General features: G+C 69.4%; 18 protein-coding genes. 3 read left to right on the forward strand and 15 right to left on the reverse strand.

Annotated features, from left to right (window positions below; genetic code table 11):
* Positions 1–321: transposase (locus tag BLQ39_RS14910; RefSeq protein WP_143006491.1), on the forward strand; the 321-nt coding region annotated here is incomplete at its 5' end.
* Here BLQ39_RS14910 and BLQ39_RS14915 read toward each other — a convergent pair.
* From BLQ39_RS14915 to rpsB, 7 genes are all read right to left on the reverse strand, one after another.
* Entirely contained in the window at positions 318–899 is a 582-nt protein-coding gene (locus BLQ39_RS14915) for an aggregation-promoting factor C-terminal-like domain-containing protein (RefSeq protein ID WP_241977090.1), read from the reverse strand. The two genes, BLQ39_RS14910 and BLQ39_RS14915, sit on opposite strands and share 4 nt — an antisense overlap.
* 140 nt (positions 900–1,039) lie before the next feature.
* Positions 1,040–1,585 (reverse strand): DivIVA domain-containing protein, encoded by a 546-nt coding sequence (locus BLQ39_RS14920; protein WP_092325210.1) that lies wholly within the window; start codon positions 1,583–1,585, stop codon positions 1,040–1,042.
* Between the two features lie 44 nt (positions 1,586–1,629).
* Entirely contained in the window at positions 1,630–2,610 is a 981-nt protein-coding gene (locus BLQ39_RS14925) for a phosphatidate cytidylyltransferase (protein WP_092325212.1), read from the reverse strand.
* A gap of 13 nt (positions 2,611–2,623) precedes the next feature.
* Positions 2,624–3,178, reverse strand: coding sequence for a ribosome recycling factor (gene frr / locus BLQ39_RS14930; protein ID WP_092325214.1), 555 nt, complete (start codon positions 3,176–3,178; stop codon positions 2,624–2,626).
* Positions 3,179–3,210: 32 nt separating this feature from the next.
* A complete protein-coding gene (gene pyrH / locus BLQ39_RS14935) occupies positions 3,211–3,927 on the reverse strand; it encodes a UMP kinase (RefSeq protein ID WP_092325216.1) in 717 nt (238 codons plus the stop codon).
* A 116-nt stretch (positions 3,928–4,043) separates the two neighbouring features.
* Complete coding sequence (gene tsf / locus BLQ39_RS14940) at positions 4,044–4,871, reverse strand: translation elongation factor Ts (RefSeq protein WP_092325218.1); 828 nt, start codon at positions 4,869–4,871, stop codon at positions 4,044–4,046.
* Between the two features lie 11 nt (positions 4,872–4,882).
* Positions 4,883–5,821, reverse strand: a complete 939-nt coding sequence (gene rpsB / locus BLQ39_RS14945) for a 30S ribosomal protein S2 (RefSeq protein ID WP_092325221.1) — start codon at positions 5,819–5,821, stop codon at positions 4,883–4,885.
* Between the two features lie 340 nt (positions 5,822–6,161).
* Here rpsB and BLQ39_RS16015 point away from each other — a divergent pair, with 340 nt between their 5' ends.
* A complete protein-coding gene (locus BLQ39_RS16015) occupies positions 6,162–6,809 on the forward strand; it encodes a M23 family metallopeptidase (protein ID WP_241982818.1) in 648 nt (215 codons plus the stop codon).
* Positions 6,810–6,838: 29 nt separating this feature from the next.
* On the opposite strand, the gene BLQ39_RS14955 is transcribed toward BLQ39_RS16015, so the two are convergent.
* The 6 genes from BLQ39_RS14955 to BLQ39_RS14980 form a co-directional block, all read right to left on the reverse strand.
* Positions 6,839–7,864: a tyrosine recombinase XerC gene (locus tag BLQ39_RS14955; protein WP_422386341.1), complete on the reverse strand. Its 1,026-nt coding sequence runs from the start codon at positions 7,862–7,864 to the stop codon at positions 6,839–6,841.
* A gap of 9 nt (positions 7,865–7,873) precedes the next feature.
* On the reverse strand, positions 7,874–8,779 hold the full coding sequence (locus BLQ39_RS14960) for a phosphodiesterase (RefSeq protein ID WP_092325225.1): 906 nt from the start codon (positions 8,777–8,779) through the stop codon (positions 7,874–7,876).
* Positions 8,780–8,920: 141 nt separating this feature from the next.
* The gene (gene dprA / locus BLQ39_RS14965) at positions 8,921–10,174 is read right to left on the reverse strand and encodes a DNA-processing protein DprA (RefSeq protein WP_092325227.1); all 1,254 of its coding nucleotides are present in this window, start codon (positions 10,172–10,174) and stop codon (positions 8,921–8,923) included.
* Positions 10,171–11,706 carry a YifB family Mg chelatase-like AAA ATPase gene (locus BLQ39_RS14970; RefSeq protein ID WP_092325229.1) on the reverse strand — a complete coding sequence of 512 codons (1,536 nt, stop codon included), beginning with the start codon at positions 11,704–11,706 and terminating at the stop codon, positions 10,171–10,173. Before BLQ39_RS14970 ends, dprA begins: the two co-directional genes overlap by 4 nt.
* Positions 11,707–11,749: 43 nt before the next feature.
* Positions 11,750–12,106, reverse strand: a complete 357-nt coding sequence (locus tag BLQ39_RS14975) for a YraN family protein (protein ID WP_092325231.1) — start codon at positions 12,104–12,106, stop codon at positions 11,750–11,752.
* Between the two features lie 127 nt (positions 12,107–12,233).
* Positions 12,234–13,367: an alcohol dehydrogenase catalytic domain-containing protein gene (locus BLQ39_RS14980; RefSeq protein WP_422386340.1), complete on the reverse strand. Its 1,134-nt coding sequence runs from the start codon at positions 13,365–13,367 to the stop codon at positions 12,234–12,236.
* Positions 13,368–13,539: 172 nt separating this feature from the next.
* Between BLQ39_RS14980 and BLQ39_RS14985 the strand changes: the two genes are divergently transcribed.
* Entirely contained in the window at positions 13,540–14,349 is an 810-nt protein-coding gene (locus tag BLQ39_RS14985; protein WP_166804852.1) for a metal-dependent hydrolase, read from the forward strand.
* 27 nt (positions 14,350–14,376) lie between these two features.
* On the opposite strand, the gene BLQ39_RS14990 is transcribed toward BLQ39_RS14985, so the two are convergent.
* Both BLQ39_RS14990 and BLQ39_RS14995 read right to left on the reverse strand, forming a co-directional pair.
* Positions 14,377–15,129, reverse strand: a complete 753-nt coding sequence (locus BLQ39_RS14990) for an SGNH/GDSL hydrolase family protein (protein WP_241986898.1) — start codon at positions 15,127–15,129, stop codon at positions 14,377–14,379.
* 159 nt (positions 15,130–15,288) lie between these two features.
* The coding region (locus BLQ39_RS14995; RefSeq protein ID WP_092323844.1) for an HNH endonuclease at positions 15,289–16,276 on the reverse strand (988 nt) is incomplete at its 5' end.

The following is a 16,276-nucleotide window of genomic DNA, read 5'->3' on the forward strand; positions in this document are numbered from 1 at the left end:
CCCGACCGACTGCTGGGCGACAAGGCGTATTCGTCCAAGGCGAACCGGGAATTTCTGCGCACCCGCGGCATCCAAACCGTGATCCCGGAGCGCTCCGACCAGGTCGCGAACCGGAAACGCCGCGGCCGAAACGGCGGTCGGACCATCGGCCTGGACAAGGAGGCATACAAGCGCCGCAACGTCGTCGAACGCTCATTCAACACGTTCAAGCAGTGGCGCGGCCTCGCCACTCGCTACGACAAACTCGCCCTCACCTACCGCGGAGGAGTCGTCCTCCGCGCCATCACCATCTGGTTACACGAATTAGGAGACACGCCCTAGTACCAGCCGTCGGCCTGGGACTTGCCCCAGGCGCCGCAGGGCGAGCCGTACCGGTCGGTGATGTAGCCCAGGCCCCACTCGATCTGGGTTCCGGCGTTCGTCGCCCAGTCGGAGCCGGCCGAGCCCATCTTGGATCCGGGGAGTGCCTGGGGAATGCCGTAGGCGCCGCTCGAGGAGTTCATGGCATTGACGCGCCAGCCCGACTCCTTGTTCCACAGGGAGACAAGGCAGTTGAACTGGTCTTCGCCCCAGCCGCGCGCAATGACCTTGCCGTGCGCGATGGCCTGGGCGGAACCCGGGCTGGGCACGGCAGCATCCGGCGCTGCGAAGCCTGCTGAGGCCGCCGCCTTTGGTTTGGGCTTGGGCTTTGGCTTGGGCTTCTCGCCCACGGTGAAGCTGTCGCGAGAGACGGTGTTCGTGTAGCTGCCGGCTACGAGAACTTCCTGGCTGGCCTGGCCGGCGAAGCGGTCCCCGGCCGGCTGGAAGTACGGAGACGCCGTTGCGCCGGAGTACGGGTCGATGACGCTCACCAGGACGAAGGCGGATGCCGCCGTGAAAGCGAAGACACCCAGGGTCAAACGGCTCCGCGAGCGGGGTCTGACCATCCGGGCCCTGGGCGGCTGGTGAGCCGCAACAGGTTCGATTACATTCAGATGTCTACCCACGATTTGTCGAGCCTAGCCCAGATCGGCGGTCACAGCGAGATAACAGGCCGATGTCAGCGAACCGCGAGCATCAGGTCGACCACGCCGTCGAGCACGAGATCGACCTGCGCCTCGCGGTATCCGCCGCGCTGCGGACGGAAAACGGCGGTGCGCACGTCGTCGACGCTGAGCGCGCGGCCTTTCTCCAGGTGTTTGACGACTCGGCTCGTGAACCGGTCGACGTCGGCGAGGCTGTAGCCGACGGTGAGCACGCTCGTCCGCGTGAAGCGGTGCCCGGGCGGGCGAGTGAGCCGGTCGACGATCTCCTGGGTCTTCTTGCTCGCCTCCGCGGAGATCGCCTGGCGGCCCTTGGTCCGCACCGCGTCGTCACGCTCGCGCGCGGCGAAGGCATCCTCGAGGCGCTCCAGGGCTGCGTCGACGTGCGAGGGAGAGTAGCCACCCTTCTGCATCGCGAAGGCCGTGTGACGGATGGACTCGGCCGTCAGCTGCTCGGAGACACCCTTCGCGTCGTACGCGCTCCGGGCCGCTGCGAGGAAACCATCGACCTGCTCGACGCTGTAGCCGAGAGTCTTCTTGTCGGTCAGGGGAAAGGTGCTCACCGCTTCATTCTCTCGCACGCTCGGCTTCACTGCTGCAACCGGGCTCAGGCGAAGATGAGGAAGAGCGCGTAAGCGGCTGCGGCGGACGGGAGGATCGAGTCGAGCCGGTCGAGGAATCCGCCGTGTCCGGGAAGCCACGAGCTCATGTCTTTGATGCCGAGGTCACGCTTGATGAGCGACTCGGCGAGGTCGCCGAATGTGGCGGTGACCAGGATGACCGACCCGAAGATCAGACCGAACCACCACGGCTGGCCGAGCATGAAGAGCGAGAGGAGCACGCCGGCGACCATGCAGACCAGAGCGGCCCCGGCCAGGCCCTCCCAGGTCTTCTTGGGGCTGATGCCGGGGGCCATCGGGTGCTTGCCGAACGACAGGCCGCTGGCATAGGCGCCCGTGTCGGCGGTGATGACCAGAAGGAGGAATGCGAGAGTCCACCACTGGCCTCCCGGTTGGGCGGCCAGCAGCACGGCGAAACTGGACAGGAAGACGACGTAGGCCTGGATCAGGAATCCGGCGCCGATGTCTCCGAGCACGCTGCGGAACTCCGCCCGGTGCGCGGGCCAGGCGAGCAGTGCCATCCGCCAGAGGGCAATCAACAGGATGCCGGCCAGCGTAGCCAGCCATTGGCCCTCGGCGCCCCAGTAGAACGCGGCCGGGACGACGGCTACGGCCGCGATGACGACCGGGATCCGGGGAACGATGCGCCCGGCGTGACGCAGAGCCTGGGCGAATTCGAAGGCGGTGAACGCCACGATCACGCCCGCGAAGACCATGAACAGTTCCTTGATGAAGATCAGGCTGAACACCATCGTCAGCCCCAGCACGAGGCCGATCAGCACGGCCAGGATCAGATTCCGGCCCGTTCGCGCCTCGATCCGAACATTCGTGGCATCGATTTGCGCCCGGGTCGCCTGAACCTGGCGTTCAAAGTCGGCTTTGGTGGCCTCGACCTGCGCCCGGAATTCGGCGCGGTTGGTGCCACGACCGCGCTTGGGGGGCTGGGAGCCGGGAGGATCCTGGGTCATGACGGCGACTCCCCTAGATCTCGAGGAGCTCGGATTCCTTGCGCTTGAGCGCGTCGTCGATGCTGTCGACGTGGCTCTTGGTGATCAACTCGAGTTCCTTCTCGGCACGTGACACCTCGTCTTCACCCACGTCGCTCTTCAGCGCGTCGAGCTCGTCCTTGGCCTTGCGGCGGAGGTTTCGCACGGAGATTTTCGCATCCTCGGCCTTGGTCCGAACGATCTTGACGTATTCCTTGCGACGGTCGGCCGTCAGCTCGGGCAGGGTCGCCCGGATGATGACACCGTCGTTGCCGACGTTGGCCCCGAGGTTGGGGGTGTCCCGGATGGCCACCTCGATGTCGCGGAGGGCGCCCTTGTCGTAGGGCGTGATGAGCAACGTGCGCGCCTCGGGGTTCTGCAGGGAGGCGAGCTGCTCGAGGGGCGTCATGGTGCCGTAGTAGCTGACCAGGATCTTCGCGAACATCTGGGGGTTCGCACGCCCCGTCCGAACGGTTGCGAAGTCGTCTTTGGCGGCTTCGACGGCCTTCGTCATGCGCTGGGTGGAATCGGACAGAACATCCGCAATCACGGGGACTCCTTCTTCGGTGGGCAGGATCAAGCTTAGTTGGAGACGAGGGTTCCCAGATCGGCGCCCAGAATCGCAGCCGTGACGTTGCCGTCCGGCTTCATTCCGAACACCTGCATGGGCATCCCGTTGTCCATGCACAGGCTGAAGGCGGTGGAGTCGACGACCTTGAGGCCGCGCTGCAGGGCTTCCTGGTAGGTGATGCGGGCGATCTTCGTCGCATCGGGGTTGGTGCGCGGGTCGTCGGAGTACACGCCGTCCACACCGTTCTTGGCCACCAGGACGACCTGGGCGTCGATTTCCAGGGCGCGCTGGGCGGCGACGGTGTCCGTGGAGAAGTACGGAAGGCCCGCCCCGGCGCCGAAGATGACGACCCGGCCCTTCTCGAGGTGACGTTCGGCGCGCCGCGGGATGTACGGCTCGGCGACCTGGGTCATGGCGATGGCGGACTGGACGCGGGTTTCCGCGCCGGCCTGCTCGAGGAAGTCCTGCAGGGCGAGGGCGTTCATGACGGTGCCGAGCATCCCCATGTAGTCGGCCCGGCCGCGGTCCATGCCGCGCTGGGAGAGTTCCGCGCCACGGAAGAAGTTGCCGCCGCCGACGACGATGGCGATCTCAACGGTCTTGGCCGCTTCGGCGATTTCGCGGGCGAGGGAACTGACGACGTCGGGGTTCACGCCCAGGGCTCCTGCCCCGAACGCCTCCCCGGAAAGTTTGAGGAGGACCCTGCGCTTCTTACCCGTTTCTGACATGCCGTGCGAGTCCTTCCGTTGTGACGTGGTTCTAAAGCTACTGCGTGCACCTGCGAGTGAGGGCACAGAAAAGGAGACCGGATTGCGTTCGCAATCCGGTCTCCCTCATGGTGAAGCTACGCGCCGACCTTGAACCGGGCGAAGCCCGAGACGGTGACTCCGGCATCGGCGAGGACCTTGCTCACGGACAACTTGTTGTCCTTGGCGTAGTCCTGCTCGAGCAGGGCAACCTGCTTGAAGTACGCGGTCACGCGACCCTCGACGATCTTGGGGAGTGCCGCTTCCGGCTTCCCCTCGTTCTTCGAGATCTCGGTGACAATCCGACGCTCTGCCTCGACGGCGTCCGCAGGGACGTCTTCGCGGGAGAGGTACTCGGGGTTGGCGAACGAGATGTGCTGCGCAATGCTGCGCGCGGTCTCCGCGTCGTCACCCGAGTAGCCGACGACAACGCCGACCTGCGGGGGCAGGTCCTTGCTGGTCTTGTGCAGGTAAACCGCGAACTTCTCACCCGTGACGGATGCGACGCGACGCAGTTCGAACTTCTCCCCGATGATGGCGGCCTCGTCGTTGATCAGCTCGGCGACGGTCTTGCCGTCGGCCGGTGCGGCCAGGCCCTCGTCGACCGTGGTGGCGCCGGCAGCCGCGACCGCGTCGATGACCTTCTCAGCCAGGGCGACGAACTTGTCACCCTTGGCGACGAAGTCGGTCTCGCAGGCGAGCTCGATCATCGTGGCGGTGTTGCCGATTTCCTTGGCGGCGACGAGCCCCTCGGAGGTGGAACGGTCGGCGCGCTTCGCGTTGCCTTTCGCCCCCTTCATCCTGAGGAGTTCGACGGCCTTCTCCATGTCGCCATCGGCTTCAACGAGGGCGTTCTTGGTGTCGACCATGCCGGTGCCGAGGCGTTCGCGCAGGGCCTTGACTGCTTCGAGTGTGACGTTTGCCATACCTGGTGTCCTTACTTGGTCTCTTCGGCGGGTGCGTCTGCGGCGGCAACCTCTTCGGTTGCGGCCTCAGCGGCAACCTCGGTGGCTGCTGCTTCTTCGCCGGCGACCTGCTCGGCGGCAACCTTCTCGGCTGCAACCTCTACGGTCTCGGCGGAGGACTGCTCAGGAGTGGTCTCCGTAGCGGCCTCGGCCTCAGCGGGGGCGGCCAGGAGTTCGGCTTCCCAGGCGGCGAGGGGCTCAACTTCGGCCTCCGGCTTGGCGTGACGCTGGATGAGGCCCTCGGCTGCCGCGTCCGCGATGATGCGGGTCAGCAGGCCGACGGAGCGGATGGCGTCGTCGTTGCCCGGAATCGGGTACTGGACGTCGTCCGGGTCGCAGTTCGTGTCGAGGATCGCGATGACGGGGATGCCGAGCTTGCGGGCCTCGTCAATGGCGAGGTGCTCCTTGTTGGTGTCGACAACCCACAGCGCCGACGGCGTCTTCGTGAGGTTGCGGATACCGCCGAGGCTCTTGTGAAGCTTGACGAGCTCGCGCTTCTTAATGAGCATTTCCTTCTTCGTGAAACCGCTCTTGGCGGTGTCCTCGAAGTCGAGCTCTTCGAGCTCCTTCATGCGAGCCAGACGCTTTGACACGGTCTGGAAGTTGGTGAGGAGGCCACCGAGCCAGCGCTGGTTGACGTACGGCTGGCCGACGCGCTGCGCCTGCTCCGAGATCGATTCCTGCGCCTGCTTCTTGGTGCCGACGAAGAGGATGGTGCCGCCGTGGGCAACCGTCTCCTTGACGAAGTCGTACGCCTTGTCGACGAAGCCGAGCGACTGCTGAAGGTCGATGATGTAGATGCCGGAACGCTCGGTGAAGATGAAGCGCTTCATCTTCGGGTTCCAACGTCGGGTCTGGTGCCCGAAGTGCACGCCGCTGTCGAGCAGCTGGCGAATGGTTACGACGGCCATGAGCCGTTCTCCTTGTCCGGCGCGCGCTGCGAGGCAGCAAAACGCCAATCGGTTTCACGCGGCAATCGGTCGATCGCCTCTCCTGGTGCCCGGCACACAACCGCCCCTGCTTCCTGCGAAGCGGGGACCGAATGGTCGTGGAGGCCGAATGGGCACGCGTAGTCAGCGCACTAAAGCGCTGCTGGGATGAGTTTAGCACCAGGCCGACCGGGTCCGCGGACACCGTCGTTCGCCACCGGGCCGGCACCAGGCCTTCCACCACAACCGCGGCGCCGAGCCGACCCCGCACGGATGCCGGCCCCGGGCATCCGGACGGCGGGCGCACGCACAGGGTGGGTACGTGTCCTCCTCCCGAGCATCCCCGTTCCGGGTGTGGCCGTTCGGGGCGCCGCCTCCCCGAGCATGGCCGTCCCGGGCGCTGCCGTCCCGTTTGCTGCTGTCCCGGGCGCTGCCGTCCCTGGCGCGGCCGTCCCGTGTGTTCGCCGCGTCGCTGCTCGTCCCGTTCTGGCTGCTGCCCGGCTCCTCGCCTCCGGCCACCTGGCTCTGGCCAGTGCCTGCCCCGCACTCCGTGACGAGGTCGTTCGAGGCCCCGGCCTCCCCCTACGCCGCCGGACACCGGGGCATCGATCTCCCCGAGCGGCGGGGCGCCCCCGTTTTCGCACCGGCGGGAGGCGTTGTCTCCTTCTCCGGCGTCGTCGCCGGCCGCCCTGTGGTGTCGATCAGTCACCCGGGCGACCTGGTCTCGACCGTCGAGCCCGTGATCGGCGTCGTTCCCGTAGGCGACCGTGTTGCCGCCGGGCAGCGAATCGGGCTGATGGCATCCGGCGGCCACTGCGCGGACGCCTGCCTACATTTCGGCGTGCGGTTGCACGGGCAGTACGTGTCGCCGATGCTCTTGCTCGGCGGGGTTCCCCGCGCCGTGCTCCTGCCCCTGCAGGCCTCAATCCTCCGCGAAACTGCAGTTGTGCCGCTTAAAACGCCCTCATAACGTGCACAACTGCGGTTTCGCGGGGAGCATCAGGCGCGGGGGTGGGCGGTGCGATAGCTCTGCTTGAGCCGCTCGGCGGATACGTGGGTGTAGATCTGCGTGGTGCCCAGGCTGGAGTGCCCGAGCATCTCCTGCACCGCACGGAGGTCGGCCCCGCCGTCCAGCAGATGGGTGGCCGCCGTGTGCCTGAGCGCGTGAGGACCGGCCGGCCCCGCTCCCGGGAACTCGACGAGGAGACTCGCGACGAGGCGGTACACGGCACGCACGCCGAGGCGCGTGCGCCTGGTTCCGAGGAAGAGTGCTGACGGCGCCGGCGACGAAGATGGCCGGGACTGCGGCGAGGACTGCGCCGCAGCGCGTGCCGCTGCCGCAGTCTGGGCGGCTGTTTTCGAGGCGGCCGGTGCCGCGGCCAATACCGGACGAGCCCGACGGATGTAGTCCACGATCGCGCCCTGCGCCGGGACCCCGAACGGAACCACGCGTTCCTTGCCGCCCTTGCCGGTGACCCGGACGGTCAGCCGGTCCAGGTCGACGTCGCCGACGTCGAGGCCGACGAGCTCCGACACCCGCAGGCCCGACGCGTACAGGAGCTCGATCACCGCCAGGTCCCGAAGCGCCGTGGGCGCACCGTGCTCGGCTCGTAGCGCCAGGGAACCGAGGAGTTCCTGCATCTGGCTGCGGTTGATGACCCGAGGCAGCGTGCGGCCGGGCTTCGGCGAGCGCAGCCGCACGCCCGGGTCGACCGTGCCGGCACCGGTTCGTGCCAGCCACGCCGTGAAACTCCGGGCGGAGGCCGAGTGCCGGGCGATCGTGGAGCGAGCGAGCCCGGCCTGGGTGCCCGACCAGAGCCAGTCGCGGAGCAGGTCCAGGCTCAGGGCATCCGTCGTGGTGTGCCCGCGCAGCTCCGCGAAGGTGGCCAGCGCGGCGAGGTCGGTGCGGTAGGCGCGAATGGTGTGCGGCGAGAACCCGCGCTCCACCGTGAGGTAGAGCACGAAGTCGTCGATGGCGCGGTCCAGGTGCACTCCCCCGGCATCGACCCCCGCATCGGATATCACCGCAGCGCCTCAGGCGTGCCGGGAGAACGCCTCGGTGCGTTCCTCGGCGGTGAGGCTGGCGAAGCGGTCGAGGAATGCGGCGTCGAAGTGCGTCACCACGTCGTAGGCGCCGAGCGGCACGTGGGAATGCACGACCTGGTCTTCGTACACGCGCACCAGATTGAATGACTGGCCCCCGTCGACCCCGGACAGCTCGCGCCGCGGCGCGCTTGGGTCGAGCGTGTAGCAGGTGGCGGCGGCCACGGAAACGGGGATGCCCGCGAACTGCCCGGTCGTCGCGGAGTGCATGTGGCCGCCCAGAATGGACCGGATGTCGCTGCCTGCGATCACCTCGGCCAGGCGCGGCTGATCCCGGAGTTCGAGGATGCTCATCAGTGCCGTCGGGGTGGGGACCGGAGGGTGGTGCAGGGCGAGGAGGCTGCCGTGGGGGGCCGGATCCGCGAGCACGCCGGCCAGCCAGGCCAGCTGTTCGTCGGACACCTCGCCATGGTGATAGCCCGGCACGCTCGTGTCGAGCACGATGACCCGGAGGCCGCGGATGTCGAAGACCGCGTCGACCGGCCCGGTGTTTGCCGATTCCTCTTCGCGCAGCAGTTCGGTGCGGAAGGCCGCCCGCTCGTCGTGGTTGCCCATGACCCAGATGACCTGGGTGCCGAGGCGATCGGCGGCCGCCTCTACGAGGTCCCGCACGCGCCTGTACGCGTCGGGCTCGCCCCGGTCGGCGATGTCGCCGGTGAGCACGATGGCGTCGGGGCGCAGCCCTGATCGTTCCAGCTGCTCCAGCGCCCGCTGCACCGTGCTGTCCGTGTCGACGGCTCCAAAGAGCGGCCGCTCCGCACCGAGGAAGTGCGTGTCGCTGAGGTGCACCAGGAGGTGCGAGGCCGGCGAGTACTGGCCCCAGTCTTCGTCTGGCATGGATCCCCCTGGTGGGTCTGATTCGTGGGTCAGCGACCACACTACGACCAACCACCGGCACTCCCCGTGTCGGCTCGCGAACAGCCGGCCGATGGGATGAACGCCGGAGCGCTCTCGATCCCCGAGCCCACAGGCCAGGCATCACGTTCCGCGGCCGATCGAGACCCAACCGGTCTCGCGCTCGCTCACCACCCCGTCGAGGTCGAGCGCGCCGAGGGCGCCCAGTACGGCCGCGGTTGACATCCCGGCCCTGCGCGCGATGTCGGGCACGGGGCGCGGGGACCTTCGGCTCAGCGCATCGAGGACGCGGATCTCCTCGCTGGTGCGGGAATCCGTCCCGCCCGCGGCGCCCTCGGCCTCGATCCGGTCGAGGGCCCAGACCCCTTCACCGGCAAGCTCGGCCATTTCTGCGGCGGTGGTCACGCAGACGGCGTCGAACTCGCGGATGAGGCGATGGCATCCGGCCGAGGCGGGCGATGTGACGGGCCCCGGAACCGCGCCCAGGGGACGGCCGAGGGCGGCGGCGTGGCCGGCTGTGTTCAGCGAGCCGGATCGCCAGCCCGCCTCGACCACGACGGTGGCCGCGCCGGCAGCGGCTATCAACCTGTTGCGCTGGAGAAATCGCCATTTCGTGGGCGCGGCGCCGCACGGCAACTCGGATACGACGGCGCCCACCTCGGCGATGCGGCTGATCAGCGCGTCATGACCGGTCGGGTAATGCCGGTCGACTCCCCCGGCCAGGAACGCGAGAGTAATGCCCTCGCTGGCGAGGGCCGCGCGGTGGGCCATACCGTCGATCCCGTAGGCGGCGCCGGACACGATAGCGAAGCCGCGGTCGACGAGCCCGGCGGCGGCCTCCATCGCCACGTGCTCGCCGTAGCCGGTCGCTGCCCGGGCACCGACCAGGGCGACCGCGTGCGGGAGAGCGTGGAAGGCCGCCGGGTCGCCGCGCCACCAGAGCGCGATCGGGGCGTGCAGGCCGAGATCGTCGAGCGACGCCGGCCAGAGCGGGTCGGAGGGCAGGAGCAGTCGCGCCGACACCCGCGCTGCCTGCTGCAGGGAATGGATGACCTCGGCGGAGGACAGGCGCGGGCGCCACCGCTGCAGGCCCTGCTCGAGCTCGCTCTCGAGCTCCTCCCCGGCGACGCCGCTCTCCCGCACTGTGACCGCGAGCCGCTCCGGCGTCCACGTCTCGAGGACGGCGGTGAGGGCCACGCTCGCGCCCAGGCTGCCGACGAGCAGACCCGCGACCCCGTCGCCCGGTTCGGCGATGCCAGTCCAGGCGGCTCGGGCGAACACGTCGGCCGGAGCATCCCGCTCCGACTCATCGCCGCCCGGGTGCACGCCCCTCGCCAGCCCCACGATCACCGACTCCTCCAGCCCGAACAGTGTCATGTCGTCATTCCCTTCCTCAGGTAGAGCGCCTGCCCGACGTGGTCGGCGCCCGGGCGCTGCACGCCGTCGAGGTCCGCGATCGTCCAGGCGACTCGGAGCACGCGGTCGTAGCCGCGCATGGTGATTCCGCCGCGCTCGAGCGCACGGTCGAGGGTGGCCGTGATCGATCCGCCGAGGCGCGATTGCGGGCCACGCAGCCAGGGTCCCGGGACCTCGGAGTTGAGGGACCACGGCGTGCCGGCCAGGCGGTCGGCGGCCGCCGCCCTCGCGTCGATCACGCGGCCGCGCGCGGTGGCGCTGGAGCGCCGCGGCTCGTCTGCCGCGAGGCGCAACTGGGCCGCGGTGACGCGGGTCACCCGCAGCTGGATGTCGATCCGGTCGAGGAGCGGCCCGGAGATGCGGGCGAGGTAGCGCCGCCTGGCGCTCGGCGGGCAGGTGCAGTCCAGATCGGTGGAACCGTACTGACCGCAGGGGCAGGGGTTGGCCGCCATGACCAGTTGGAACCGGGCGGGAAAGCGTGCCGTCGCGTTGGCTCGGTGGATGATGATGACACCCGACTCGAGCGGCTGACGGAGTGCGTCGAGCACCGAGGAGGCGAACTCGGGCGCCTCGTCGAGGAAGAGCACGCCGTGCGAGGCCCGCGCCGCCGCGCCAGGCCGGATCTGTCCGCTCCCGCCGCCCACCATGGCCGCCGCGGTCGCCGTGTGGTGCGGGGCCTCCAGCGGTGGGCGTGTGATGAGCGCGCGCCCGAGCGCGTGGCCGCTGAGCGAGCGCATCGAGCTGACCTCGAGGGAGGCCGCGGCGTCCAGATCGGGCAACAGCCCCGGCAGGCGCGCAGCGAGCATGGTCTTTCCGGAGCCGGGCGGCCCGAGCATGAAGACGTGGTGGCCGCCCGCGGCGGCGATCTGCAGAGCGAGCACGGCATCGTCGTTGCCGAGCACGTCGACGAGGTCGGGCTCTTCGACGTGCTCGGCAGGGTCCGCCGGCGGCACGATCGCGTCGACGGGGATCGGCTCGAGCCGGGCGCCGTGCCAGATCGCCGCGTCCCGCAGGGTGGCGACGCCGATCACGCGCATGTCCGGGACGAGCGACGCCTCGTCGGCGCTGCCCGCGGGGACCATGACAGTGGTGTGCCCCAGCCTCGATGCGGCGACGACGGCCGGCAGTATCCCGGGCGTGGGACGCAGCCGTCCGTCGAGGGCCAGTTCGCCGATGTGCACGACGCCGGCCACCGAGTCGGCCGAGATGAGCTCGTCGGCGGCGAGGCAGGCGACCGCGATGGCCAGGTCGAAGCCCGAGCCGTGCTTCGGCAGCGCGGCCGGGGACAGGTTGATGGTGAGGCGGTTGCGGGTGAGGGGGCAGCCGGAATTCGCGGCCGCGGTCCGCACGCGATGCGTCGCCTCCGATAGCGCGGCATCCGGCAGCCCGATCAGGAACATCCCGGGAAGCTGGCCGGAGATGTCCGCCTCCACCTCGACCAGGGCACCGGTGAGGCCGAGGAGGGCCATCGCGTGGGTTCTGGCGAGCCCCATCAGGCTCGCCCCGCCGGAACGCTCCGAGGCCGGAGCCGCCCCATCAGAACACCCCGGCGAGATGTTCGATCACCGGCGTCTTGCCGGGCTCGGCGATCACGGCGATCGCGTCGATCCGGATGCGGCCCGGCCATGCGTCCGCCTGCTCGCACCAGGCCGCGGCCAGCCGGCGCAGCCTGGCCAGCTTGGCGACCGTGATCGCTTCGAACGGATGCCCGAAGCCGGTGCCCGAGCGCGTCTTCACCTCGACGAAGACAACCTCGCCGCCACCCTCGACGACGAGGTCGATTTCACCCTGCGGACACCGCCAGTTGCGGGCGATCACGCGGTAGCCGGCATCGGTCAGGAAGGCCGCCGCACAGGCTTCCCCGCGCCTGCCCAGTTCGTCTTTGCGAGCCACGAGCACCTCCGGCCCCCAGCGTGTCGGAGGAGGAGGTTCCCGCCGCCGTCAGGGGCGGTTTCGGTGCGGGATGGGTCGCGCGCGGTCGCTGTGGAGGAACCGGCGAGCATCGGCGCCACCCGGTTCCCTATTCCATCGCGAACAACCGACGGACGACCCGTCCCTCGGCCAGGGCATCCAGGCCCTCGTTGATGTCGGCGAGCGGCCGGGTGTCGGTGTGCAGGAGCTCGACCGGAAGCTTGCCGTCCCGCCACATCTGCAGGTAGAACGGGATATCCCTGGCCGGAACGGAATCGCCCATGTAGGAGCCGAGGAGCCGCTTGCCACCCCCAGCGAACTGCAGGGCCTGCACGGTGATCGTCTGGTCGGGGTGCGGCAGCCCGACGGACACCAGGGCTCCGCCGCGGGTCAGCAACCCGAGGCAGGCCTCCATGACCCGCCCGCTGCCGACGGCCTCGATGGCCACGTCGACCCCGTCGCCGGCGTGCTCCGCCACCAGCGCGGCCGCCTGTTCGGGCGAGCCGGCGACGTGCGCACCGCAGCGGAGCGCGAGCGCCTGCTTTTCGGGAAGCGGGTCGATCGCGATCACCGTGGTGCCCGGCACCTGCGCGGCCGCCATGACCGCCATCAGGCCGACGGCCCCGAGACCGAACACGATCACCGATTCCCCCTCGCCCAGTCGCGCGGTGTTGAGTACGGCGCCCATCCCGGTCAGCGCGGCGCAGCCGAACATGGCGGCAACGTCGAAGGGCACATCGTCGTCGACCACGACAACGGATTCGCGGGCCACGACCGCGTACTCCGAGAACGCCGAGACTCCCAGGTGGTGGTTCAGCCGGTCGCCCGAGCCCGTACGAAGCACCGCATCGCCGTGCAGGAGGTCCCCGGCGGCGTTCGCGATCGCGCCCCGGTGGCAGAGGGCGGGCCGGCCGTGGTTGCACGCACGGCAGTCGCCGCAGCTGGGCACGAAGACGAGCACCACCCGGTCACCGACACGCACGTCGGTGACGCCGGACCCCACCTCGGCGATGGTTCCCGCGGCCTCATGGCCGAGTGCCATCGGCAGCGGCCGGATGCGGGAGCCGTCGATGACGGACAAGTCTGAGTGGCACAGGCTGGCGCGTTCGATCTTGACGAGCACCTCGCCGCGCCGTGGCGCCGGCACATCCACCCGTTCCAGCGAAAGCGGGCGGCTGGTCGCGTAGGGGCGGACGGAGCCGGCGTGGCGGAGAACGGAGGTGAGCATCGTCGCTGGAGTCATGGTCCTCAACCTACTTGGCGGCGCGCCTGACGAACGGCGGCCATGTCACCGGCGGCACCTACAGTGGGAACCGTCGGCATCCGCTCAAGCGAGGCCCGGCGACACTCCCCGCCGAAATCCCTCGCGAATTCGGCGTGCAAAAGACACGTGCAACAAGACAGGACCCGCGCTCATGATGGGTGGACACCACGCCATGTCCGGCGCCGCCGCCTGGATCGCCGTCACGGCAACGGCGGGGCACGGCCTCGGCCTCTTCCCCGTCACCCCGGTCGGCACAATCGCCGGTGCGCTGCTCTGCGCCGGGGCGGCGCTGCTGGCGGATGCCGACCACGGCTCCGCGACCATCGCCCAGTCCGTTCCCGTGCTCGGCAAACTCGTCACCTCCGGCATCTCCCGGGCCTCCGGAGGGCATCGGCACGGCCTGCACAGCCTGCTCGCACTGCTCTGCGCCTGGTTACTGGCCACCGGCTTCGGCCACATCGTCTGGCAACCGGAGTGGTGGCACGAGCCCGTCAGCTTCGGCCCGGCCGTACTGACCGCGGCCGCCGTCGCGTTCGCCGTGAAGGCGCTCGGGTTTTCCGACGGCCCCTGGCCGGTGGCGTGGCTGATCGGCCTCGGTGTGGCGGCGTTCATCGCCCTCTATGCTCCCGAGCAGCAGGCCTGGTTCGTCGTCTGCTTCACCCTCGGCTACGGCATCCACCTCGTCGGCGACTTCCTCACCACCGGGGGGCTGCCCCTGCTGTGGCCCTGGGTTCCGAAACCGCCGCGCTGGTGGCGGAAGGTGCCCCTGTTCAGCAGCCTGTGGTCCAGGGGCGGTTACCTCGCACTTCCGGTGCTGGGCAATGCCGGGTCACGCCGCGAGTGGTTCCTGCTGGTCCCGGTCACGGTCTACGTGGTCTACGGGATCCTCTTCGCTGTGCTCGCGATGGCCGGCGTCGACCTGGGCGCGTTCATCGACACGGAGTTCGCCGACTTCCTGTGAAGGCCGGCGCCACAGAACCTCAGAGCCTCAGAGGCCCAGCTTCGCCAGCTCGGCGTCCATCCGTTCGGCCAGTGCCCGGTAGCCGTCATCATTGGGGTGCAGCCCGTCCCCGGCCATCCATTCGGGATGACCCTCGATCCAGTGCGAGGCGCCCGGGATGTAGCTGGCACCGACCTGCGCCGCCGCGTCCCGCACCCAACCGATGATGCGCTCGACCGAGGAGGGCCGCGCGTCCGTGTACCAGAACGGCTCCACGACGATCAAGCGGGCGTCCGGGAGGGCCTCGTGCAGCCTGGTGAGGTCATCCGTGATGGCGGCCCGGATGTCAGCGGCTCGGTCGGGCATCGAGAAGTTGTCGTTGAGGCCCATGGTGACCATGACGATGTCGGGATTGGCGCTGATCACCTGGTCGACGAGGTCGGGACCGGGCCGCGAGTCGCGCTTGTTGACGAACCCGAGGCCATTGACGCTGGGGTTCACTTCGTTCCAGCCTCGCTCGGCCGACACGATGGTCGACCAGCGCTTCGCCGGGCCGGAGGCCCCGGTGCCGAGCGTGTAGGAGTCGCCATAGAAGGCCGCCGTCGGGCCGGTGGCGGAGTCTTGGTCGGATGCGACCGGCGTTCCGCTCCTGACGGCGGCGCAGCCCGTCACCACGACGAGAGCCGTCACCATGCCCAGGCCGGCCAGCAGCCAGGCGGCCAGCCGCCGGCGCGAGGTCAGGCGTGAGGTCAGGCGTGAAGACAGGCGCGAGGTCAGGTGTTGGGCCGGGCGTGAGGTCATGGGAATCCTTCGGAGCGAGCGTCCGTTTCGCTTGGCCTTCGCTTGGCCTTCGCTTGGCCTTCGCTTGGCCTTCGCTTGGACTTCGCTTGGCGTTCGCCCGGCCCGTGGCAGGGCGGTCGAGGCTCAGGTGGAGTCTAGAGGGTCGGGGAACGCCGGGCGTCAGAACGGGGGTGGCGGGTCGATCCGGGTGGCCGGTTCGGTCGTGTACTCCCGGCCGGCGGGCGAGGTCCAGGTGAGCGTGCCGTCCCTGGCGTGGGTCACGGCCCAGGCGGCCTCGGTTTTCAGTTTGTGGTGTGGCCCGCAGAGGTGGGCGAGGTTGTCGTGTTTGGTTCGGCCGCCCTCGTGCCATTCCTTGCCGTGGTCGAGGTCGGACCGGGCCACGCTGCGGTTGCAGCCGGGGAACCGGCAGGTTTCGTCGCGCACCCGCAGCCACCGGCGGAGGTCCTTGGGCACCTTGTACCGGTTCCGGCCGACCGAGAGCACCGCGCCGGTCTCGGGGTGGACGAGGATGCGGGTGAAACTCGGTGCGTGGCCGGCGAGACGCCGGGCCGTGTCCGGATCGATCGGCCCGTACCCCTCGAGGTGGCCGGGTTCCTCGCTGTGGCCGAGGAGGGTCATCACCGGGACCGTGACATTCACGGTGGCCCGGATGCCCCGGCCCAGCCCGGAGGGTGCGACCCCGTCGATGAGGAGGTCGAGGAACGCGTCCGCCCGCAACTGGGTCAGCGTGCGCGGCTCGTCGGCGCCCTGCAGGCTCTGTGCGGCGCCGCTGATCCGCTCGTACACCGAGTTCGCGTCGGCCGCGGAGAGGTACGCGTTCAACCAGGCCATGCCGTCCCGGGCCGGCACGAGCTGCACCTGCCGGTCGGTGATGCACTTCGCGTGCCGGGTGGTGATCGTGTCGGGGTGAGCCTTCTCCCTTGCTCTGCGGGCGGTGCCGTCGAACTTCGCGACGGTGAGTTTCCGGGCATCGGGCAGCAGAGCCGATTCGAACCCGGCCCGGGCGTCTTCGGGCAGGGACCAGACGTGGTCCATGAGTGCTTTCGCGTGCCGGTAGCTGATCTCGCCCTGCTGCAGGGCCGTGCGGGTGGCCGCGAGGTCGTGCACGAGGGACTCGCTCTCGACCAGGAGCCGTTCCGCGCTGCCC

The organism is Cryobacterium psychrotolerans, assembly GCF_900101115.1.
Lineage (GTDB): Bacteria > Actinomycetota > Actinomycetes > Actinomycetales > Microbacteriaceae > Cryobacterium > Cryobacterium psychrotolerans.